This window comes from Exiguobacterium sp. s125, assembly GCF_018618605.1.
Taxonomy (GTDB): domain Bacteria; phylum Bacillota; class Bacilli; order Exiguobacteriales; family Exiguobacteriaceae; genus Exiguobacterium_A; species Exiguobacterium_A oxidotolerans.
On the sequence record NZ_JACSMI010000001.1, the window covers coordinates 791,033 to 814,385 of the forward strand.

General features: G+C 47.3%; 20 protein-coding genes. All 20 read left to right on the forward strand.

Annotated features, from left to right (window positions below; genetic code table 11):
• Positions 1–5 precede the first annotated feature (5 nt).
• Positions 6–887 (forward strand): translation elongation factor Ts, encoded by an 882-nt coding sequence (gene tsf / locus KNQ05_RS03870; protein ID WP_214765130.1) that lies wholly within the window; start codon positions 6–8, stop codon positions 885–887.
• A gap of 110 nt (positions 888–997) precedes the next feature.
• Entirely contained in the window at positions 998–1,717 is a 720-nt protein-coding gene (gene pyrH / locus KNQ05_RS03875) for a UMP kinase (RefSeq protein WP_088837351.1), read from the forward strand.
• Position 1,718: 1 nt separating this feature from the next.
• On the forward strand, positions 1,719–2,276 hold the full coding sequence (gene frr, locus KNQ05_RS03880; protein WP_029330759.1) for a ribosome recycling factor: 558 nt from the start codon (positions 1,719–1,721) through the stop codon (positions 2,274–2,276).
• Between the two features lie 84 nt (positions 2,277–2,360).
• The gene (locus KNQ05_RS03885) at positions 2,361–3,098 is read left to right on the forward strand and encodes an undecaprenyl pyrophosphate synthase (RefSeq protein ID WP_029330752.1); all 738 of its coding nucleotides are present in this window, start codon (positions 2,361–2,363) and stop codon (positions 3,096–3,098) included.
• A gap of 19 nt (positions 3,099–3,117) precedes the next feature.
• The gene (locus tag KNQ05_RS03890) at positions 3,118–3,918 is read left to right on the forward strand and encodes a phosphatidate cytidylyltransferase (RefSeq protein ID WP_088837350.1); all 801 of its coding nucleotides are present in this window, start codon (positions 3,118–3,120) and stop codon (positions 3,916–3,918) included.
• A gap of 12 nt (positions 3,919–3,930) precedes the next feature.
• Positions 3,931–5,085, forward strand: a complete 1,155-nt coding sequence (locus tag KNQ05_RS03895; protein WP_214765126.1) for a 1-deoxy-D-xylulose-5-phosphate reductoisomerase — start codon at positions 3,931–3,933, stop codon at positions 5,083–5,085.
• A 13-nt stretch (positions 5,086–5,098) separates the two neighbouring features.
• Positions 5,099–6,340, forward strand: a complete 1,242-nt coding sequence (gene rseP, locus KNQ05_RS03900; RefSeq protein ID WP_088837348.1) for an RIP metalloprotease RseP — start codon at positions 5,099–5,101, stop codon at positions 6,338–6,340.
• A gap of 30 nt (positions 6,341–6,370) precedes the next feature.
• Positions 6,371–8,071, forward strand: coding sequence for a proline--tRNA ligase (locus KNQ05_RS03905; RefSeq protein ID WP_088837347.1), 1,701 nt, complete (start codon positions 6,371–6,373; stop codon positions 8,069–8,071).
• A gap of 150 nt (positions 8,072–8,221) precedes the next feature.
• Complete coding sequence (locus KNQ05_RS03910) at positions 8,222–12,493, forward strand: PolC-type DNA polymerase III (protein ID WP_483297398.1); 4,272 nt, start codon at positions 8,222–8,224, stop codon at positions 12,491–12,493.
• Positions 12,494–12,622: 129 nt separating this feature from the next.
• The gene (gene rimP / locus KNQ05_RS03915) at positions 12,623–13,090 is read left to right on the forward strand and encodes a ribosome maturation factor RimP (protein ID WP_088837345.1); all 468 of its coding nucleotides are present in this window, start codon (positions 12,623–12,625) and stop codon (positions 13,088–13,090) included.
• 16 nt (positions 13,091–13,106) lie between these two features.
• Entirely contained in the window at positions 13,107–14,219 is a 1,113-nt protein-coding gene (gene nusA, locus KNQ05_RS03920; RefSeq protein ID WP_029330738.1) for a transcription termination factor NusA, read from the forward strand.
• A 3-nt stretch (positions 14,220–14,222) separates the two neighbouring features.
• Complete coding sequence (rnpM, locus tag KNQ05_RS03925; protein ID WP_029330736.1) at positions 14,223–14,492, forward strand: RNase P modulator RnpM; 270 nt, start codon at positions 14,223–14,225, stop codon at positions 14,490–14,492.
• Positions 14,485–14,787 carry a YlxQ family RNA-binding protein gene (locus KNQ05_RS03930; protein ID WP_029330734.1) on the forward strand — a complete coding sequence of 101 codons (303 nt, stop codon included), beginning with the start codon at positions 14,485–14,487 and terminating at the stop codon, positions 14,785–14,787. Before rnpM ends, KNQ05_RS03930 begins: the two co-directional genes overlap by 8 nt.
• A 15-nt stretch (positions 14,788–14,802) precedes the next feature.
• Complete coding sequence (infB, locus tag KNQ05_RS03940; RefSeq protein ID WP_029330732.1) at positions 14,803–16,977, forward strand: translation initiation factor IF-2; 2,175 nt, start codon at positions 14,803–14,805, stop codon at positions 16,975–16,977.
• A 35-nt stretch (positions 16,978–17,012) separates the two neighbouring features.
• Positions 17,013–17,354, forward strand: a complete 342-nt coding sequence (rbfA, locus tag KNQ05_RS03945) for a 30S ribosome-binding factor RbfA (RefSeq protein ID WP_029330730.1) — start codon at positions 17,013–17,015, stop codon at positions 17,352–17,354.
• A 56-nt stretch (positions 17,355–17,410) separates the two neighbouring features.
• Positions 17,411–18,319 (forward strand): tRNA pseudouridine(55) synthase TruB, encoded by a 909-nt coding sequence (gene truB, locus KNQ05_RS03950; protein ID WP_214804429.1) that lies wholly within the window; start codon positions 17,411–17,413, stop codon positions 18,317–18,319.
• Between the two features lie 16 nt (positions 18,320–18,335).
• Positions 18,336–19,265: a bifunctional riboflavin kinase/FAD synthetase gene (locus KNQ05_RS03955; protein ID WP_159172422.1), complete on the forward strand. Its 930-nt coding sequence runs from the start codon at positions 18,336–18,338 to the stop codon at positions 19,263–19,265.
• A gap of 123 nt (positions 19,266–19,388) precedes the next feature.
• Positions 19,389–19,658 (forward strand): 30S ribosomal protein S15, encoded by a 270-nt coding sequence (rpsO, locus tag KNQ05_RS03960; RefSeq protein ID WP_023468676.1) that lies wholly within the window; start codon positions 19,389–19,391, stop codon positions 19,656–19,658.
• 137 nt (positions 19,659–19,795) lie between these two features.
• A complete protein-coding gene (gene pnp, locus KNQ05_RS03965; protein ID WP_088837342.1) occupies positions 19,796–22,015 on the forward strand; it encodes a polyribonucleotide nucleotidyltransferase in 2,220 nt (739 codons plus the stop codon).
• A gap of 74 nt (positions 22,016–22,089) precedes the next feature.
• Positions 22,090–23,322 carry a M16 family metallopeptidase gene (locus KNQ05_RS03970; protein ID WP_088837341.1) on the forward strand — a complete coding sequence of 411 codons (1,233 nt, stop codon included), beginning with the start codon at positions 22,090–22,092 and terminating at the stop codon, positions 23,320–23,322.
• Positions 23,323–23,353: the final 31 nt, after the last annotated feature.

The following is a 23,353-nucleotide window of genomic DNA, read 5'->3' on the forward strand; positions in this document are numbered from 1 at the left end:
ATCGAATGGCTATTACAGCAGCAATGGTAAAAGAACTTCGTGAAAAAACAGGTGCAGGTATGCTCGACTGCAAAAAAGCGCTCGTTGAAACGGATGGGGATATGAACGCGGCAGTTGATTTCTTGCGTGAAAAAGGGATCGCAAAAGCAGCAGCTAAAGGCGATCGTATCGCAGCAGAAGGTTTGACAGCAGTCGCAGTTGACGGAAACAAAGCAGCACTCGTCGAAATCAACTCAGAAACAGACTTCGTTGCAAAAAACGAACGTTTCCAATCACTCGTTCAAAACATCGCGGATGCAGTTCTCCGTAACGGTTCTGAAACGGCTGAAGCAGCTCTCGCTTCTGAATACGAAGCGGGTAAAACAATCGAAACGTATATTTCTGAAGAAGCTTCTACAATCGGAGAGAAAATTTCACTCCGCCGTGTAGCACTCTTCACGAAAGAAGACAACGCAGCGTTCGGTTCTTACCTCCACATGGGTGGACGTATCGGTTCTGTCGTCGTCATCGAAGGAACAACAGACGAAGCAGTTGCAAAAGATGTTTCGATGCACATCGCAGCGGCACGCCCACTTTACGTCGATCGTTCTTCTGTAACAGAAGAAGAAAAAGCACGTGAAGAAAAAGTCTTGACAGAGCAAGCAATCAACGAAGGCAAACCTGCTAACATCGTTGAAAAAATGATTGCTGGACGTATGAACAAGTACTTCGAGGAAATTTGCCTCGTCGACCAAACATTCGTTAAAGACCCAGACTTCAAAGTTGGTAAATACGTAGAATCTAAAGGCGGAAAAGTCGTTTCATTCGTACGCTTCGAAGTTGGAGAAGGTATGGAAAAACGTGAAGAAAACTTCGCTGAAGAAGTTATGAACCAACTTAAAAAATAAGAATCAGGATTTCCTGATGACAAGAGAAGGAACACGTATGCTTCAATCCACTTTCGTGTGGAAGTGGTTCGTGTTCCTTTTTTACGGAATTTAGCAAGGAGGACGTAGTCATGCAACCGAAATATAACCGGATTGTGTTAAAATTGAGCGGAGAAGCGCTCGCAGGTGATCAAGGGTTCGGAATCAACCCCGCAATCGTCAATTCAATTTCTCAACAGATTCGCGAATTGGTAGAATTGAATGTACAAGTTGCCGTTGTTGTAGGTGCAGGTAACATTTGGCGTGGTAAAACAGGGGCAGAACTTGGAATGGACCGGGCAAATGCCGATTATATGGGGATGCTTGCGACGGTCATGAACTCGCTCGCATTACAAGATAGCTTAGAGTCAGTAGGCGTTGAAACGCGCGTTCAGACTTCAATCGAAATGCGACAAGTTGCTGAACCGTACATTCGTCGTCGTGCGATGCGTCACTTAGAAAAAGGTCGGGTCGTCATTTTTGCGGCCGGAACGGGAAATCCGTACTTCTCGACAGATACGACAGCAGCGCTTCGTGCCGCTGAAATTGAAGCTGAAGTCATCTTGATGGCGAAAAACAATGTCGATGGTGTGTATTCGGCCGATCCGAACGTAGATCCGGATGCGAAAAAATTCGAGACATTGTCTTACCTCGATGTATTAAAAGACGGCTTGCAAGTCATGGATTCGACTGCAACGTCACTCTGCATGGATAATGATATTCCGCTCATCGTTTTCTCATTGATGGAAGAAGGAAATATTAAACGCGTCGTCGTTGGCGACGAAATTGGAACACTCGTAAGGGGGAAATAATATGTCACAGCAAATCATGAAACAAGCCGAAGATCGGATGGAAAAAGCGCATCTTTCACTTAAAAAAGAACTTGCGACACTCCGTGCGGGTCGTGCGAACGTTGCAATCCTTGACCCTGTTCATGTCGATTACTACGGTTCACCGACACCACTTAATCAAGTCGCGAACGTGAATACACCGGAAGCGCGCCTCATCTTAATCACACCTTGGGATAAATCGATGGTTACAGAAATCGAAAAAGCAATCCAGCGTGCAGATTTAGGATTAGCCCCATCTTCAGATGGTACGGTCATTCGCTTAGCGATTCCGCCACTTACGGAAGATCGCCGAAAAGAACTTGTTAAGCTCGTCAAGAAGTATACGGAAGAAGGAAAAGTTGCATTACGTAACATTCGCCGTGATACGAACGAGCAACTGAAGAAAGAAGAAAAAGATGGAGCGTTAACAGAGGATGACTTACGTGGTTATACGGAAGATGTCCAAACATTGACGGATAAATTCGTCAAAGCGCTTGATCAAACAGCGACGGATAAAGAAAAAGAAATTATGGAAGTATGACGCGAATCGTCGTCATGTTGGGGACTCTTTGTCACACGAAGAGTCCCCTTCTTCTTATAAATGAATGAGGGGAGGAAGAAGTACATGTTTCAATGGTTAAACCAGACAAAAGAAGTGATCGAACAACACGTACCTGATCACATCGCGATCATCATGGATGGAAATGGACGTTGGGCAAAAAAACGAGGACTTCCCCGCATCATGGGGCATCGTGAAGGGATGAAATCAGTTCGCGAAGTCGTCCGTGTCGCTAATGAGTTAGGGGTAAAGAGTCTGACCTTATACGCTTTCTCGACTGAAAACTGGACGCGTCCTGAAGAAGAAGTCAGTTTCTTGATGAAGTTACCGGCTCAATTTTTAGAGTCGGATTTAAAAGACTTGAATGAACGCAATGTCAAAGTAGAAGTCGCTGGTGAAATATCGCGTTTACCCGTCTATACACGGGAGGCAGTTCAACAAGCGAAACAGGATACAGTTGACAATACTGGACTACGGTTAATTTTTGCATTAAATTATGGCGGGCGAGATGAAATCGTTCAAGTCATGCAAAAGATTGCTGAAAAAGTACAAGCCGGACAACTGCTTCCGACTGAGATTACAAATGAGGTCATCGAACACGAATTGATGACGGGTTCCATGACAGATGTCGATCTCGTCATACGAACGAGCGGAGAACAGCGGTTATCGAATTTCTTGTTATGGCAAGCAGCCTATGCGGAGTTTTACTTCACCGATGTCTTGTGGCCGGAATTTCGACGGGAACAATTTTTGACAGCAATCGAGGATTACAATCAACGGACACGCCGATTCGGCGGCGTCTGACTAAACGAGGACATAGCTTATGAAAACGCGTATTATTACAGGGATTTGGGCAGGTGCCATCTTTTTAGGGTTACTTTACTTGGGTGGTCTTCCATTTCTTGCCTTCATGGCAATCTTAACAGTGATCGGTTATACAGAACTCGTCAAGATGAGACAACTGAGCTTTTCGTCGATTCCCGTTCTCTTGTTCGGGATTGGGACATTGCTTCCCTTCATTCGTGTCTATGAATTAACGAGTGAACAAACAGTGGTAAGCGGATTATCTCCACTTGCTTGGGGAATGCTGATTATTTTAGTCGGTCTATTTTGGACTGTATTTTCAAAAAATGTGTTCACGTTTGACGACGTGGCTTTTTTGCTACTAACGAGTGTTTATGTCGGTGTTGGTTTTGCATCGTTCGCGTTCATCCGTTTACTGGATAATGGCCTGACGCTATCGCTGTTAATCATTCTTTTGATTTGGTTCACAGATTCAGGTGCCTATTTTGTCGGGAAACGTTTCGGCAAAACAAAACTATGGCCGGCAATCAGTCCAAATAAGACGATTGAAGGGGCGGCAGGCGGAATTTTACTCGCGGTACTTCTTGGTGTGATTTTTGAAGCGATTACACCGACAATCGGGTATGCGGAAGTCGTTTTATTAGCACTGATCGTGGCTGTCGTCGGTCAACTGGGTGATCTCGTACAATCAGCATACAAACGACATTATGGCGTGAAAGATGCCGGAAGTTTACTTCCGGGGCACGGTGGGATTCTTGATCGTTTTGATAGCATGTTAATCGTCTTTACGGTATTGATCACACTCGGCATCTTCAGTTGAGGAGGAAGTTACATGAAGAAAGTCAGTATTATTGGGGGAACAGGTTCAATCGGGACACAGACGCTGGACGTCATTGCCGCCAATCCTGAACAGTTTCAACTCGTCAGTTTTGCGTTCGGGAAAAATATTGACGTTGCAGTTCCATGGTTGAATCGTTTACGTCCGATGCTTGTCTCCGTCATGGACGAAGTGACGCGCGGACAGTTGCAAAAGCTACTCGACTATCGTCCGACAATTTTGACGGGCGATCAAGGCTTGATTGACGTCGCAACAATGGAAGAAGCAGATATTGTCATCACGGCAGTCGTCGGTGCAGTCGGTCTCCGTCCGACGCTCGCAGCGATTGAAGCAGGAAAAACGATTGGTCTCGCGAATAAAGAAACCTTGGTTACTGCTGGACATCTTGTCATGAAAAAAGCACGTGAAAAAGGTGTTGCTATCTTACCTGTCGATAGTGAGCATGCAGCGATTTTCCAATGTTTGAATGGAGAACGACGTGAAGATGTCCGTCAAATTATTTTAACGGCATCTGGCGGTAGTTTCCGTGACATGACGCGCGATCAATTGGCGGATGTTACGGTCGAGCAAGCGCTGAATCATCCGAACTGGTCGATGGGGGCGAAAATTACGATTGATTCTGCAACGATGATGAATAAAGGGTTCGAAGTCATTGAAGCCCACTGGTTGTTTGATGTTGCGTATGAAGAAATCGATGTCGTCATTCACCGAGAGTCAATCATTCACTCGATGGTCGAGTTCAATGATGGTGCCGTCATGGCACAGCTCGGTATGCCGGATATGCGTGAACCGATTCAATATGCCCTTACATATCCGTCCCGCCTTGAAATCAAAGGGGGAGAACGGTTAAACTTAAAAGAAATCGGACGCTTGAACTTTGCTGAAGCTTCATTTGAACGCTATCCCTTATTACGCCTCGCTTTTGAAGCGGGTAGTGCGGGGGGTTCGATGCCTTCAGTACTTAATGCCGCGAACGAACAAGCCGTTGACCGCTTTTTAAAAGGGGAAATCAGCTTTTTAGAAATCGAAGTGAGTGTTGAAGCTGCGTTACGGGCGCATGAACTGATCAACGATCCGTCTTTGGATCAAATTTTAGAGGCGGATCGCTGGGCACGTGCGTTTGTCGCGTCACTTTCACTCGCTAACTAAGGATGGGATAGCAATGACGACCTTTATTTCGATCGTATTGATGTTCGGTGTACTTGTTGCCGTACATGAATGGGGTCATCTCGTAATGGCGAAGCGCGCTGGAATCCTTTGCCGGGAGTTCGCGATCGGCTTTGGACCGAAAATCTTCTCGTTTTTCAAAAATGAGACATTGTATACGGTTCGCCTCTTGCCAATTGGCGGATATGTTAAGATGGCTGGCGAAGAACCAGAGTTCGTTGAAGTCAAACCTGGTCAGGCTGTTGGCTTAGGCATGAACGAGGGCCTTGTCGACGCGATCTATTTAGATGCAAGCCATCCGAAGGCAGACCAAGTCGTGACGGTCGAACGGATTGATTTATTGCACAAGTTAGAGCTCGTTGGGTTACAAGACGAAGTCTCGACACGATACGATATTTCAAAAACCGCCTTCCTCGTCGAAGGGCAGACACGAACACAAATTGCGCCGTACGACCGGACATTTGGTTCGAAATCCGTTTTTAAACGGGTACTTGCGATTGCTGCCGGACCAGCGATGAACTTTGTTCTCGCCTTCATCATCTTATTTGGATTAGCGTTGTACAACGGTTCTCCAACGGGTGAAAGTGTCATCGGGACCGTCCAAAAAGATTCGCCGGCGGACCAAGCAGGGCTCGTCGAAGGCGACCGGATCGTTTCCGTCAACGGAGACGAGACGACAAAATGGGAAGACCTTCGTGCTGGCTTCCAAGATGAAGCTGGAAAAGAAACGACCGTCGTCTATGAGCGGGATGGTCAAGAAACAACAACACAAATTACGCCGAAAATTCAACAACAAGGCGATCAAAAAGTCGGAATCATCGGTGTGACGAACGAGACGGAAAAGTCGTTCGGGACGGCACTCGAAACGGGTGTAACGGAAACATGGCGGATGTCGACGTTAATTGTCGGCGCAGTCGGTGACTTAGTGACAGGGGTCGTTGGTGTCGATCAACTATCAGGTCCTGTCGGAATCGTCAAGATGACGGACCAGGTAGCGGACAGCGGATTTTCGATGCTCTTGACGTGGACAGCTCTATTGTCCGTCAACTTAGCGGTCTTTAACCTATTACCACTACCCGCGCTTGACGGTGGTCGATTACTCTTCCTCTTCCTCGAAGCGTTACGCGGCAAACCGGTCGACCCGCAAAAAGAAGGGCTCGTGCACTTCGTTGGATTTGCACTGCTCATGCTCTTGATGCTCGTCGTCACATGGAATGACATCCAGAAGTTCTTTTAATCTTTCAATCAAAGGGGTTCACGACTCATTATGAAACAATCGAAAATGTTTATGCCAACATTGCGTGAAGTACCATCAGACGCAGATGCTATTAGCCATCAACTATTATTACGTGCGGGTTTTGTCCGTCAAAATGCAGCAGGAATTTACTCATACTTGCCACTTGCGAAACGTGTCTTAGCGAAGATTGAGACGATCATTCGTGAAGAGATGGATGCGGCTGGGGCACAAGAGCTATTGATGCCAGCTATTCAACCGGCAGAGCTATGGGAAGAAACCGGGCGCTGGGACATTTACGGACCTGAATTGATGCGCTTGACAGACCGTCATGATCGACGGTTCGCGCTCGGTGCGACACATGAAGAATTAATTACGTCAATCGTTCGGGATGAGTTGAACTCGTACAAAAAATTACCGGTCAATCTGTTTCAGATTCAAATGAAGTATCGTGACGAACGTCGCCCACGGTTCGGTCTCTTGCGCGGACGTGAGTTCATCATGAAAGATGCGTATTCGTTCCATGCGACACAAGAAAGCCTGGATGACGAATACCAAAACATGTTTGAAACATACAATAAAATCTTTACGCGTGTCGGATTAGAGTTCCGCCCTGTCGTTGCCGATTCGGGTGCGATTGGTGGAAGTGGCACACATGAATTCCATGCACTTGCAGCAATCGGTGAAGATACGATTGTTTATTCCGATCAGTCGGATTACGCAGCAAACCTGGAGATGGCAGAAGCTGTTGACGCGTACGACGTACAAGGCAAAGCACCGGAAGCACTGGAAACCGTTAATACAGGAGAAGCGAAAACGATTGAAGCGGTAGGCGAGTTCCTGCAGGTACCGGCAACCGAATCAATCAAGACGGTCGTCTTCAAGACGGAACAAGGTCTCGTCATGGCCCTCGTCCGGGGTGATCACGAAGTCAATGACATTAAATTGAAAAACTACCTTGGTGCGCTTGATATCACGATGGCTTCTGATGAGGAAATCGAACAAGCACTGCATTCGAAACCGGGCACGCTCGGTCCGATTGGAGCAGACATGCAGGTCGTGGCGGATTATGCTGTCCGCGCTTTGACGAACGCAGTTTGTGGAGCGAATAAAGCGGAAACGCATTACATCCATGTAAATCCAAGTCGTGATTTCGAAGCGGAATATACAGATTTGCGCTTCGTCGAAGAAGGCGATGCTTCACCAGACGGCGAGGGGCACGTCAAGTTCGCCCGCGGTATCGAAGTCGGACAAGTCTTCAAACTCGGGACACGCTACTCGCAAGGAATGGGTGCGACGTTCCTTGATGAAGGTGGAAAAGCGCAACCCCTTATCATGGGTTGTTACGGCATCGGTGTTTCACGGACACTTTCTGCCGTCGTCGAACAGCATTATGATGAGCGTGGTATCATTTGGCCGAAAGCGATTGCTCCGTATGATGTGCATTTGATTGCCGTCAATGGGAAAAACGCTGAGCAAATGGAAGTGGCAGAAAACGTCTACCGTCAACTGACGGCTGCTGGATTCTCTGTTCTGTTTGACGATCGGAAAGAACGGGCTGGCGTGAAATTCGCAGATGCTGATTTAGTTGGCTTACCTGTTCGAATCAACGTCGGGAAAAAAGCGGCAGACGGAATCGTTGAGCTGAAAGCACGCCGCGGCGGCGAAGCAGAAGAAATTGAACAAGGAAATCTCGTTCAGGCTGTTCGTTCGCTGTATGAAGGTTTAGAATAAGTAATGGGAACGGTCACTTAAAACGTTTAAGTGACTGTTTTCTTGTCTCACACCCATTCGCCCCTTGGGCAATCTGCAAGAGGAGGAGGAGTTGCTGTCACGGTGTGATGCGATAGGACAGCACAATTGCGAGTGGATACACAACAACGCATGTCGCTTTTAATGAGTGATTTAGATTTACCGACAGGAATTACTGAAGAATATTTTACGGGGGCTACCCTTGAGAAGCTCCGTGTCAATAAAAGCAATTCAACGTGGACGTTCCAAATTCGAATTCCGAAGATTTTGCCGCAAAACGTCCATCAGATGTTTTTCAGTCGTTTGACGAGTCGTTATCAACAATTTGCGGAAGTCAAATTAAACCTCGTTTCGGACGATCGTCCGGAAAGCAAACTTTTCATCGACTACTGGCCGTACGTCGTTCAGGATTTAGCTGATGCGTCTGCAGCAATGCGGACCCAGCTCAGTCGTGTTTTGCCAGAGTTTAGGGAAAATAAACTCTTCATCCCTGTTCGGAGTGAACCGGAAGCTGGTTTTTTAAAGAATGATCTGTGTGGAGAGATGCAATTATTATACGGTGCCTATGGATTTCCAAAGTTTGTTTGTGAACCGATTGTCCAGATGGATCAATCGACGCAAGAGGCATTACGCAATCAAGTCAAACAAGAGGACATCGAGGAAGCGAAACGGATGCTCGAGCTTCAATTCAAACGTGAGCAGTCGCGCGATGATGATGAGGGACCGGTCGACATTCGGATCGGAAAACCGATTCAAGATGAAATCGTGCCGATTAAGACGATTCAAGATGAAGAACGTCGGATTGCGATTCGGGGACTTGTCTTCTCAGCAGAGAGCCGGGAATTACGAAGTGGAAAAACGATCTTTACGTTTAAATTGACCGACTATACCGATTCGCTTGTCGTCAAGATGTTTGCACGAGATGAAACGGACGTCAAAGTCCTAGCAGCAATTAAAAAAGGCATGTGGATTCAAGTGGCTGGACGAGTCGAGTTCGACACCTTCCTCCGCGATCTCTGTATGATGATTGCACAATTGTCTGAAGTGAAGGTTGAACTTCCGGGTGACCCTTGGACAGGTGAGAAGCGTGTCGAATTGCACGCGCACTCGCAAATGAGTCAGATGGATGCTGTCATGAACGTGACGAAGTACGTCGAACGTGCTGCTGCTTGGGGACACCCGGCCGTCGCCATCACAGATCACGCGGGAGCGCAAAGCTTCCCGGATGCCTATTATGCCGGAAAGAAAAATGACATTAAGGTATTGTATGGAATCGAAGCGAACGTCGTCAATGATGGTGTCCAAGTTGCCTATAACCCGGTCGATCGCAGTCTTGAGGACGCGACGTTCGTCGTCTTTGACGTCGAGACAACCGGATTATCAGCGATGTATAACAAAATCATCGAATTAGCTGCCGTGAAAATTTATGACGGAGACGTGATTGATAAATTCGAAGCATTCGCTGATCCGAAACACTTATTATCTGCGACGACGATCGATTTGACGGGCATCACCGATGACATGGTCCGTGGGAAACCGGATCCGGAACAAGTCGTCAAGGAATTCATGGACTGGGCGGGGGATTCGATTCTTGTCGCCCATAATGCGGCCTTTGACATCGGGTTTTTGAATGCGACGCTTCGTTCTGGTGAACATGACGAATCGACATTGCCCGTTATCGATACGCTTGAACTGGCACGTGTCTTGATGCCGACACTGAAGAATCACCGTTTGAATACGCTCGCGAAACGGTTTGATATCGAACTGACACAACATCACCGTGCGATTTATGATGCGGAAGCAACCGGCTACTTGATGTTGAAGTTATTGCAAATGGCAGATGAGATGTTCAACATGACAACGCACTTGTCGCTCAACCGGGAAATGGGAAAAGACATTTCTCGGACGCGTCCATATCATGCGACCGTCTATGCTAAAAATCGGACGGGGCTAAAAAATCTCTACCAGCTCATCTCGCTTGCGCATACGAAACACGTCCATCGTGTCGTTCGGACGCCACGTTCGCAGCTCGTTGCGCACCGGGAAGGTTTAATCATCGGCTCTGCGTGTGACAATGGAGAAGTGTTTGATGCGGCGCTCAATAAATCGGATGAAGATTTAGCGAAGGTCATGCAGTTTTATGATTTCATCGAAATTCAGCCGCCGGCGATGTACGGTCATTTAATCGAGCGGGAAATCGTTCAAAATGAACTCGAACTTCGTGAGTTGATCAAAAAAGTCATCCGGGTCGCAGAAGAAAACGACATCCTGCCGGTCGCGACAGGGAACGTACATTATCTCGATCGCCATGACGCGACGTACCGTGAAGTTTTGATTCGGACGCAAGGTGGGGCAAATATGCTCAACATGCGGAAACAGCTTCCCCCGGCTCATTTCCGGACAACGCAGGAAATGATGGAAGACTTCCGGTTCCTTGCACCGGATCTTGCAGAACGTCTTGTCGTCACGAATAGTCAGAAAGTCGCTGAGATGTTCGAAAACATCGATATCATCCCGAAAGATCTCTTTACTCCTAAAATTGACGGTGCTGATGATGAGGTTCGCAATCTGTCCTACGACATGGCACATAAAATTTATGGGGAGACGTTACCGGAAATCGTCGAAGCCCGACTCGAAAAAGAATTGAAATCAATCATCGGCCATGGTTTTGCCGTCATCTATTTGATTTCGCATAAACTCGTAAAAAAATCGCTTGATGATGGGTACCTTGTCGGATCGCGTGGTTCTGTCGGATCGAGTCTCGTCGCGACGATGACGGAAATCACGGAAGTTAATCCACTACCGCCGCATTACGTCTGTCCGAACTGTCAAGAATCCGAGTTCTTCGATGATGGGTCGGTCGGATCCGGATTCGATTTACCGGATAAACAATGTAAGACGTGCCAAATTCCATTGACGAAAGACGGACATGACATTCCGTTCGAAACGTTCCTTGGGTTCAAGGGGGATAAAGTACCGGATATTGATTTGAACTTTAGTGGGGAGTACCAGCCGAAAGCCCATGCCTATACGAAAGTCTTGTTCGGGGATGATTATGTCTACCGTGCAGGGACGATCGGGACGATCGCCGAAAAAACAGCCTATGGGTATGTGAAGGGGTATCAATCGGAAAATGATTTAAATTACCGTAACGCGGAAGTCGACCGGCTCGTCAGCGGGGTGACAGGTGTCAAGCGAACGACAGGACAGCACCCCGGCGGTATCATCGTTGTCCCGGACTACATGGACATCTATGATATCAGTCCGATCCAGTTCCCGGCGGACGATATGGGATCGGAATGGAAAACGACACACTTTGACTTCCACTCGATTCACGATAATCTGCTGAAACTTGATATTCTCGGACACGATGACCCGACGATGATTCGGATGCTGCAAGATTTATCCGGGCGTGATCCGAAAACGATTCCCGTCGATGACGCCGAGGTCATGAAAATTTTCAGTTCGACGGAATCGATTGGTGTCACACCGGAACAGATTGATTCGAAAACCGGAACGCTCGGGATTCCAGAGTTCGGGACGAAGTTCGTTCGACAGATGCTTGAAGAAACGAAACCGACGACGTTCTCGGAACTCGTCCAGATTTCCGGTCTGTCGCACGGAACGGACGTTTGGCTCGGGAATGCCAGTGAGTTGATTTATAACGGAACCTGTGAACTGAAAGACGTCATCGGCTGCCGGGATGACATCATGGTCTACTTGATTTATGCTGGGCTCGAACCGTCGCTTGCTTTTAAAATCATGGAGTCCGTCCGTAAAGGAAAAGGGCTCTCGATTGAGATGGAAGAAGCGATGATTGAAAACAGTGTACCCCTTTGGTACATCGACTCGTGTAAAAAAATCAAGTACATGTTCCCGAAAGCCCACGCTGCAGCTTACGTTTTGATGGCGGTCCGGATTGCCTATTACAAAGTCCACCATCCGATGTACTACTACGCATCGTACTTCACGGTCCGGGCAGGAGATTTTGACATCGGCGCGATGAACAAAGGAACAGCCGCCGTCCGAAAAGTTTTACAAGATATCAAAGATAAAGGATTCGAGGCGACGGCGAAGGATAAAGGACTTTATACGGTTCTTGAAATTGCGCTTGAGATGATTGAACGCGGCTTTACGTTCCAAAAAGTCGATTTGTATAAGTCGAGCGCCAGTGAATTCTTAATCGAAGGTGATTCGCTGTTACCACCGTTCGACGCCGTGACCGGGCTCGGAACAAATGCGGCAAAACAAATCGTCGAGGCCCGAAAAGGTGGCGAGTTCCTGTCGAAAGAAGATTTACAGAAACGTGCCAAATTATCGAAAACGATTATCGAAACGCTCGACAATCTTGGTTGTCTCGAAGGTCTTCCGGACGAGAACCAGCTTTCGTTATTTGACCTGTAAAGCCAGGCGGAGACTTGCTTAGAGCGGTTCATTATGCTATATTGAGTGAGGAAATGTTTTTTATACTACGACTTGGAAGGAGTAGGGGGACCTGCTCCTTTCTTGTTTGTTTTTTGAAGGAGGATGAAGATGACGAACGTAACTGAGAAGGTCGAGGCGCTCGCAAAACCAATCGTGGAACGAGAGGGGATGGAGCTTGTCGACGTCGAATTCGTCAAAGAGGGGGCGGATTGGTTCCTACGTGTCTCCATCGATAAGGAAGGTGGCGTTGACCTTGAAGATTGTGTCAACATCAACGAACAGTTATCGGAAGCATTGAATAATGATGATCCGATTGACGAACCCTATTATCTAGATGTTGCCAGTCCAGGTGCAGAACGACCACTCAAAAAAGCGGAAGATTTCGAAAAGGCGATTGGTAAACATATCTACGTCAAAACGAATGATCCGGTTAAAGATGCTACCGAATTTGAAGGAACGTTACTTGCGTATAACGACGAAATGCTTGAAATCGAAGTCCGCGTAAAAACACGAAAATTGAAAATTGAAATACCGGTGACCAAGATCGCGATGGCGCGACTTGCGGTACTGTTCTAAGGAAAGGAAGAGAACGATGGGACCACAGTTACTCGAAGCAATCGAGCAAATTGCAAAAGAAAAAGAAATCGATAAGAACATCATCATCGATGCGTTAGAACAAGCATTGATTTCAGCTTACCGCCGGAACTTCGGTAAAGAGTCGGAGGCAGTCAAGGTTGAGTTCGACCAAAAAACAGGAGAGATTCGTGTCTTTGCACTGAAGGAAGTCGTCGAACGGTTGACACAACCGGAAGAGCAACTTTCGCTAGAAGAAGCGCATGAAATCGATCCGACCTATGAACTAGGAGACTTCCATAAAGTTGAAGTCACACCGGGAGATTTCGGACGTGTCGCGGCACAGACGGCAAAACAAATCGTCACACAAAAAATGCGTGAAGCAGAGCGCGAGCGCATCTACAATCACTTTGCGGATCGTGAAGATGAAATCATGACGGGGATGGTCGAACGCCAAGACGCACGTAACCTCTATGTTAATCTCGAGGGAATCGAAGCGGTTCTATCAACACATGAACAAATGCCGAATGAACGGTTCGGTATTCGGGAATACATCAAAGTATATGTGACGAAAGTCGACCCAATGGTGAAAGGGTCTGGCGCATCGATTCTTGTATCACGGACACACCCTGGCTTACTCAAACGCTTGTTTGAGATTGAAGTGCCGGAAATCGCTGATGGCGAAGTCGAAGTGAAATCTGTTGCGCGTGAAGCCGGAGATCGCTCAAAAATCGCGGTCGCGTCAGATGATATCGACCCGGTTGGTGCGTGTGTCGGTCAAAAAGGGGCACGTGTTCAAAACATCGTCAACGAATTGAACGGTGAAAAAATTGACATCGTTCGCTATTCCGATGATCCGAAAGAATATGTGGCCAATGCCTTGAGTCCTGCTCAAGTCGTCGGCGTGTATGTCAACGAACCGGCGAAGGCGACAATCGTCGTCGTGCCTGATTTCCAATTGTCACTCGCAATCGGGAAACGCGGACAAAATGCACGTCTTGCGGCGAAACTGACGGGATGGAAAATTGATATCAAGAGTGAGTCAGAAGCAGAATCGATGGGTCTTCGTGATGTGTTCCTTAAAGATGAAGCAGTTGACGTGGAAGCGGTCCAAGTCGAAGGCGAGGAATAATTCGTGCAAAAGAAGGTACCTTTACGTAAATGCGTCATCACACAAGAAATGAAAACCAAAAAAGAGCTAATTCGCGTCGTTCGAACACCTGACAGTGAGGTTGTCATCGATCTTAATGGTAAGATGAATGGGCGAGGTGCCTATTTAACGAAAGATGTAGCTGTCATTACTAAGGCGAAAAAGAAGCGAACGCTCGATCATCATTTAAAAGTCAAGACGACAGATGAATTATATGATCAATTGCTTGAGATCGCGGGAGGTATACATGAGTAAATGGGAATCGCTACTTGGTCTCGCGAACCGAGCGCGGAAAGTGACGACTGGAGAAGAACTCGTGCTGAAAGAAGTACGGGGAGGACAAGCGAAGCTTGTCCTCTTAGCAGCAGATGCGGGGGCTGCCACGCGTAAAAAGGTTACGGATAAATGTACAAGTTATCATGTCCCATATCTTGAAGTCGGGGATCGTTCGATTCTTGGCCATGCACTAGGGAAAGATGCGCGTGTTGTCGTGTCAGTCAATGAAGCCGGATTTGCGAAAAAGCTAACTGAACTCCTCTCGAACGACTAATTGGAGGTGGATCCTTTGGGTAAACGTGTATACGAATTCGCTAAGGAACAAAACGTAACAAGTAAGCAGGTCATCGCACAGCTTGAAAAGCTTGAGAAACCCGTCAAGAATCATATGGCAGTATTAGATGAACAGACAGTACAGCAACTCGACAAAGTATTTAATCCCGAGAAACATCGGGCTCAAAAAACGGAGGCTCCAAAACAAGTGAAATCAGACAATAAACCGAACAGACCAGGAACTACTACTAATAAACCAGCAGGCAATCAATCACGTAATACAAAAGGCGGACGTCCAGAATTCGGAAACCGCAACAACCGCGGTGGAAAACGTCGTCCGAACCAGAAAAAAGCAGAACCACGCAAGTTAGAAGTCGCTGACCCGAACTCGAAATCAAGTCAACGGAAAGCAGCACGCCGTGCACAAGAAGAAGCGATGGCGAACGTCGTTCAATACGCGGATAACTTGACGGTCGGTGAACTTGCTGAAAAAATGGCGAAAAAACCAAACGAACTCATCATGAAATTGATGGGCATGGGCGTCATGGCGACAATCAACCAAGATCTCGACGATGAGACGGTTGAATTGTTAGCATCAGACTTCGGTTTCGAAGTTGAAAAATCAGTCCAAGTCGACGAAACGGATTTCGATGCGTATGAACTCGACCTTGATAACTACGAACTCTCGGAACGTCCTCCTGTCGTTACGATCATGGGTCACGTTGACCATGGTAAAACAACACTTCTTGACTCGATCCGTAATACGAAAGTAACAGCGGGCGAAGCAGGTGGGATTACGCAGCACATCGGAGCATATCAAGTTGAAATCGATAACAAAAAAATCACATTCCTCGATACACCAGGTCACGCAGCGTTTACAACGATGCGGGCACGTGGTGCAGATGTGACGGATATCGCAATCATCGTCGTTGCAGCAGATGATGGTGTCATGCCACAGACGGAAGAAGCGATTAGTCACGCTAAAGCAGCAGGCGTACCAATCATCGTTGCCGTCAACAAGATGGATAAAGAAGGAGCGAATCCGGACCGCGTCAAGCAAGAATTGACAGAGTTCGAACTCGTTGCGGAAGATTGGGGCGGCGATACGATTTTCGTACCGGTTTCTGCTCTTAAAGGCGAAGGAATCGATGAGTTACTCGAAATGATTCTTCTCGTCTCAGAAGTTCAAGAATACAAATCAACACCAGAAATGCACGGGCGTGGTACGGTCATCGAGGCGAAACTCGATAAAGGTCGTGGACCGGTTGCGACGTTACTCGTCCAGCACGGGACACTTCGCGTTGGAGATCCAGTCGTCGTCGGTCATACGTTCGGTCGTATCCGGGCAATGGTCAACGATATCGGTCGCCGTGTGAAAGAAGTCGGTCCATCAACACCAATCGAAATTACAGGCTTAAACGATGTACCAAAAGCCGGTGATCAATTCTTCGCGTTTGAAGATGAGAAAAAAGCGCGTCAAATCGGTGAAGCACGTTACCAACGTGAAATCGAAGCACAACGTCGCGATTCGGCGAAAGTCAGCCTCGAAGATCTCTTTGATCGTATCAAAGAAGGCGAAGTCAAGGACTTAAACATCATCATCAAAGGTGACGTTCAAGGTTCAGTCGAAGCCCTCGCTGGTTCACTCAAGAAAATTGATGTCGAAGGCGTTAAAATCAACATCGTTCACTCAGGTGTTGGTGCCATCACAGAAGGTGATGTCATCCTCGCTTCAGCAGCGAACGCGATCATCATCGGTTTCAACGTCCGTCCAGACGGCAACGCGAAATCAATGGCAGATCAAGAAAAAGTTGAGATTCGTCTTCACAAAATCATCTACAATGCGATTGAAGAAATCGAACAAGCGATGAAAGGGTTACTTGACCCTGAATTCGTTGAGAAAATCATTGGACAAGCTGAAGTCCGTGACGTCATCAAAGTTTCGAAAGTCGGAACGATTGCTGGTGGTTACGTGACTGAAGGTAAGCTGACACGTGCAGCAGGTGTTCGTGTCGTCCGTGACAGCATCGTTATTTATGAAGGGAAACTTGATACACTACGTCGCTTTAAAGACGACGTCAAAGAAGTCGCAACCGGCTACGAATGTGGAATCAAGATTGAGAAATATGACGACATCAAAGTCGATGACGTTATCGAAGCCTTCATCATGGAAGAAGTAAAACGGAAGTAACAGAACGGAGAATATCCGAACTGGAGGGAATTCACATGAGTGTACGTTCAAATCGTGTTGCAGAACAAGTTCGTAAAGAGATTACGCAAATGCTCATCAAAGACGTCAATGATCCCCGTGTCAAAGCGATTACCGTAACAGGTGTCGAAGTGACGGGTGATTTACAGCAAGCAACGATTTTTTATTCAGTGCTTGGTGACGAGAAAGTACGCGAAGAAGCACGGATCGGTCTTGAAAAATCAAAAGGATTCATGCGTAAAGAAATTGGGTCACGCATCCGGTTACGCAAAACTCCTGAATTGATGTTCGAGATTGATACATCGGTCGAGTATGGATCGCGGATTGATGAGTTGCTCCGGAACTTGAACAAGGATTGACACATGAACAGGGCAACCACAGGCGTGGTTGCCCTTTTTTTAGGAGATGATGAGAGATGGAACCGATTGGTGTACTACCGTTAGACAAACCAGCGGGTATGACGAGTCACGATTGTGTATTTAAATTGCGCCGTTTGTTTCAAACAAAGAAAGTCGGACATACCGGCACGCTTGATCCTGAAGTCACAGGCGTCTTACCGATTTGTTTAGGACGGGCGACAAAACTTGCGCGGTTCATCACGGATGAAGGAAAACGGTATGTAGCGGAAGTGACGCTTGGTTTTTCGACGACGACAGAAGATGCCCATGGGGAAACGGTCGAGACGACTGGCGTGATGCAAGGGGCAGTGACGGAAGCGCAAATCGATTTAGTTCTCGGGCAATTGACTGGGCAAATCGAACAGACCCCGCCGTACTACTCTGCTGTTAAAGTCAATGGAAGAAAGCTATACGAATATGCACGAAAAGGAATCGAAGTCGAACGACCAACGCGCGTCGTTGAGATTCACGAATTAAAACGAACGTCTCCTTTGACGTTCGATCACAACACGTGCCGCTTTCACATGGAGATTGCCTGCGGAAAAGGAACCTATATCCGGACGCTCGCTGTTCAAATCGGAGAGTTGCTCGGTTATGCAGCGCACATGAGTCACTTGCGACGAACGGCGTCGGGTGCGATTGAAGAGGGTGATACGGTCACACTTGCGATGCTCGAAGGCTGTGAGACGGTCGAGGAGCGGATGGCGTACGTTTTACCAATTGAACAAGTCATTCAAAAGTGGCCACGGATGACTGTTGACGCTGAAACGGCAGCTCGGGTTTTAAACGGAGCAAAGCTTGCAAGCATTCCGGATGAATTCGAACTGTTTACTGTCTATAATGAAGAGGACGTACCGTTAGCGATTTATCGCCGAGACCCTGAAATCAATATGGGGCGTGTCGAGGTCATGTTACAAATCGATTAAGATCGGAGAGATAGGGATGGAAATCATTCATTTAACATATCCGGAAAAACCGGTAGCGGAGTCGGGAGTCATTGCACTTGGATTCTTTGATGGGGTTCACCTAGGGCATCAACATGTCTTGCAAACGGCAATCGAGAAAGGCGAGGAGCTCAATCTCCCTGTCACTGTGATGACGTTTGACCCGCACCCGAAGCAGGTCCTCGGAAAAAGTGACGATCAAATCCGTTACATCACCCCGCTTGATCGAAAGCTCGAGAAGATGGCGGACCTCGGAATCGACCGGGCTTACGTGATTGAGTTCACGATTGCGTTTTCCGAGTTGTCCCCGCAAGAGTTCGTCGATACGTACTTGATTGCGGCGGGTGCGAAACATATCGTCGCCGGATTTGACTATTCTTACGGACGATTCGGAGCTGGAAAGATGGCAACACTCGATTTTCATAGTCGCGGTCAATTCACACACACGACTGTCGCTGAACAGCAAGCAGATGATGAAAAAGTCAGTTCGACGCGGATTCGAAAGCTGTTAGCGGCTGGTGAAGTCGAAGCGGCAGCCAGTTTACTCGGGGAACCGTATCAAATTAAAGGGACAGTCATTCATGGAGATGCACGAGGAAGACAAATCGGCTTTCCGACTGCTAATATCCGTCCGGAGTTTGCGTATGTCATTCCGAAACTCGGGGTATACGCGACACATGTCCATTTAGAAGATGGACGGACATTCCCCGCGATGACGAACATCGGACGGAGACCGACCTTTTATGAAACAGGAGAAGTCAGTGTTGAAACCCACTTACTTCAGTTTGACGAAGATTTATACGGTCAAGAATTAAAACTGGAGTGGATCGCCTATTTACGTGACGAACGGGCATTCGACGGGATCGAGAGCTTAAAAGCACAACTCGCTCAAGATAAAATCGAAGCGGCACGTCGTTTAAACGTTTGACAGAAGAATAGCGGTTCGTTATGATAAGTCAGTACGATCACGTACAGCCGATTGACTTGGCATCAGGTCTCACCATCCGATGCTCGGCAATACGGTCATTCAAAAGATGGAGGTGGAGTGACAATGGCACTCACTAAAGAACGTAAAAACGAAATTATCGAAGCTTATGCTACGAAACAAGGCGATACTGGTTCGCCGGAAGTACAAGTTGCTGTTTTAACTGAACAGATCACAACTTTGAACGATCACTTACGTACACACAAAAAGGATCACCACTCACGTCGTGGTCTCTTGAAAATGGTCGGTCGTCGCCGTAACTTGCTCACATACCTTCGTAACAAGGATGTTGCTCGTTACCGTTCTTTGATCGAGCGTCTTGGTCTTCGTCGCTAATCCGACTAAAAGGACAAGTGGAAGCAGGAGCATTGTCTCCTGTTTCTTTTTTTTGCCGATTCGTGGACATTTGGCGCAAGAACCTACATAATTAGATTTGAATGAAAAAACGGATAGTAGTGAGAGGAGATTTGTGCATGTCACAAACAAAACAGACGTTTTCGACCGAACTCGGTGGACGTACTTTAACAATTGAAATCGGTCAACTGGCCAAACAAGCGAACGGGGCAGCGATGATTCGCTATGGCGAGACAGCCGTCCTCGCAACAGTCGTTGCGTCGAAGCAACCGAAAGACTTGGATTTCTTCCCATTAACAGTGAACTATGAAGAAAAATTATACGCAGCAGGTAAAATTCCAGGAGGTTTTTTAAAACGTGAAGGCCGTCCTGGAGAAAACGCGATTTTAACTTCACGATTAATTGACCGTCCGATTCGTCCACTCTTCCCAGAAGGATTCCGTCATGACATTCAAGTCGCGACGACAGTTCTTTCTTCAGATGCGGACAACTCGTCAGAAGTCGCAGCTATGATTGGTGCTTCGATTGCCCTTTCCATCTCGGATATTCCGTTTGACGGTCCAATCGCTGGTGTGACGATTGGTCGCGTTGATGGAGAGTTCATCATCAACCCAACGGCAAGTCAGTCGGAAGCAAGCGATATCGATTTACAAGTCGCAGGGACAAAACATGCCGTCAACATGGTCGAAGCCGGTGCGAAGGAAGTACCGGAAGAAGCGATGCTCGAAGCGATTCTTCTCGGACATGACGTCATCAAAGAATTGATTGCGTTCCAAGAGGAAATCGTTGCTGCCGTCGGGAAAGAGAAATTTGCCTACACGGTGTCATCATTTGATGAAGCACTTGTTGCGCGTCTGAAGACGGAAGCATTAGCAGAAGTCACGACAGCGGTTCAAGTCGAAGAAAAACAAGCGCGTGACGTCGCGATCAACGAAGTCATCTCAAAATATATTGATCTTTACGCAGCCGACGAGTCGGTCACGGAAGCACAACTTGCTGAAGTTTCTGGTGTATTGAATAAGTTCGTCAAAGCGGAAGTTCGTCGTCTCATCACAGAAGATAAAGTACGTCCGGATGGTCGTGGACTTGCTGAAATTCGTCCGCTCGACTCAGAAATCGGTCTCTTGCCACGTGCTCATGGTTCTGGACTCTTTACACGTGGTCAAACACAAGTCTTGTCTGTCGCGACGCTTGGTGTCGCTGGAGACGCACAAATCATCGATGGACTTGGTTTGAAAGAAGAAAAACGTTTCATGCACCATTACAACTTCCCGCCGTTCTCAGTCGGGGAAGCGCGTCCAATGCGTGCACCAGGTCGTCGTGAAATTGGTCACGGAGCACTTGGAGAGCGTGCCTTACAGCCTGTCTTGCCATCAGAAACAGATTTCCCGTATACGATTCGTCTCGTCTCGGAAGTGCTTGAATCAAATGGATCTTCTTCACAAGCCTCAATCTGTGGATCAATCCTCGCGATGATGGATGCCGGTGTCCCGCTTAAAGCACCAGTTGCAGGAATCGCGATGGGATTAATTAAAGAAGGCGAAAATTATTCAATCTTAACAGACATTCAAGGTATGGAAGATCACCTCGGCGACATGGACTTTAAAGTCGCAGGAACAAAAGATGGTGTAACTGCTTTACAAATGGATATGAAGATTGGCGGCATCACGCGTCAAATTCTTGAAGAGGCGCTCGAACAAGCACGCCTTGGCCGTTTGCACATTCTTGAACACATGAATTCGATCATTGCAGAACCACGTGTCGAGTTGTCGAAATATGCACCGAAAATCGTAACCCTCAAAATCAATCCGGATAAAATCCGTGATGTGATTGGACCCGGCGGTAAAGTCATCAATGCAATCATCGATGAAACAGGCGTCAAGATTGATATCGACCAAGATGGTACGGTCTTTATCGCATCGACAGATCAAGATGGCATTAATCGTGCACGTCAACTCGTCGAGGACATCGTTCGTGAAGTCGTCATCGGTGAAGAGTTTGACGGGACAGTCCGCCGGATTGAGAAATTCGGAGCGTTCGTTGAGTTGTTCAAAGGAAAAGACGCACTCGTCCACATCTCTGAGCTTGCACTTGATCGTGTCGGTCAAACGGAAGATGTCGTCAAACTCGGCGACAAGCTGAAAGTCCGTGTCACAGAAGTTGATGATAAAGGTCGTGTCAACGCCTCACATAAAATCCTTCTCGTTGAAGGAATGAGCGCGGAAGACCGTGCAGCATACGATGAAAAGAAAAAAACAGAGCGTGACAACCGCCCGCCACGTCGGGATACAGGATCTCGCCCACCACGTGACGGACAACGTCCACCACGTCGTAACTAATGAAAACAAGGTGGCTCAACGGTGCGGATGTCGCAACGAGGGCCACCTTGTTTCCGATTCAGGAGGAAACTATTATGGTCGAACGGATACAGCTACAAAACGGAGTACGAATCATCATCGAACGGATGCCGAGCGCGCGGAGCGTAGCAACAGGAATTTTCATCAAGGCCGGCTCACGAACAGAAACGCTTGAGGAACATGGAATCAGTCATTTAATCGAACATATGGTCTTTAAAGGGACAGAACAGTTCTCGGCGAAAGAGATTGCGGTTTACTTCGACCGACTTGGTGGAAATATTAATGCATTCACAAGTAAGGATCAAACGTGTTATTACGTTAAGACATTAGATGAACATGCAGCGACGGCATTTGATGTCCTAGCGGATATGTTCCTCGACTCGACGTTCGACGAAGAAGAACTCGAAAAAGAGAAACGGGTCGTCATCGAAGAAATCAAGATGTACGAAGATACACCAGATGATCTCGTCCATGAACTGCTCGCGATCGCAGCCTATGGCGAGGACGTCATGGCGCGACCAATCCTTGGGACGGAAGAGAGTGTTCTTAAAATCAATCGGCAGATGATTACGGAATACATGAAACAGGCGTATGCACCGGACCAAATCGTCATCTCGATTGCGGGTCACGTATCGGATGCTTTAGTGGAACAAGTGAAGGAGCGGTTCAGTGTCATGACACCGAGTGAAATCTCGCGTCCGATTCAGCTTCCCGAACTAAAAAATGATGTAATCCGTAAGGAAAAGGATACAGAACAGGTCCATCTTTGTTATAATTTCCGTGCAATCGATTCTACGGACGATCGTTTACCGGGACTTGCATTATTGAATAATGCCTTCGGAGCGACGATGTCTAGCCGCTTGTTCCAATCCATTCGTGAAGAACGCGGACTGGCGTACTCTGTCTTTTCGTACTACACGACATTTGACGACCATGGGACGTTCACGATTTACGTCGGTACTTCACACGAAACACTGAAGGAAGTCGAAGATGTCTTAGAAGCAGAAATCAAACTGTTGCTCGCGAATGGTTTGACGGATAAAGAAGTTGAAGATGGCATCGAGCAACTGAAAGGTTCACTCATTCTCGGGAATGAAGGAACATCAAGTCACATGAACCGAAATGCACGAAATGAACTTCATCTGGAAAAACACCCGACGTTAGAAGAAGTCATCGAAGAGGTGGAGCGCATCACTAAAGAAGATATTCAAGGATTGATCACACATATCTTCGAAGAACCACCAGCAAAAGCGTATATCTTACCGGAAATGGAAGAAGAAACCGTGTGAGAGAAGCTCTCAACTAAAAAAACCATACAGA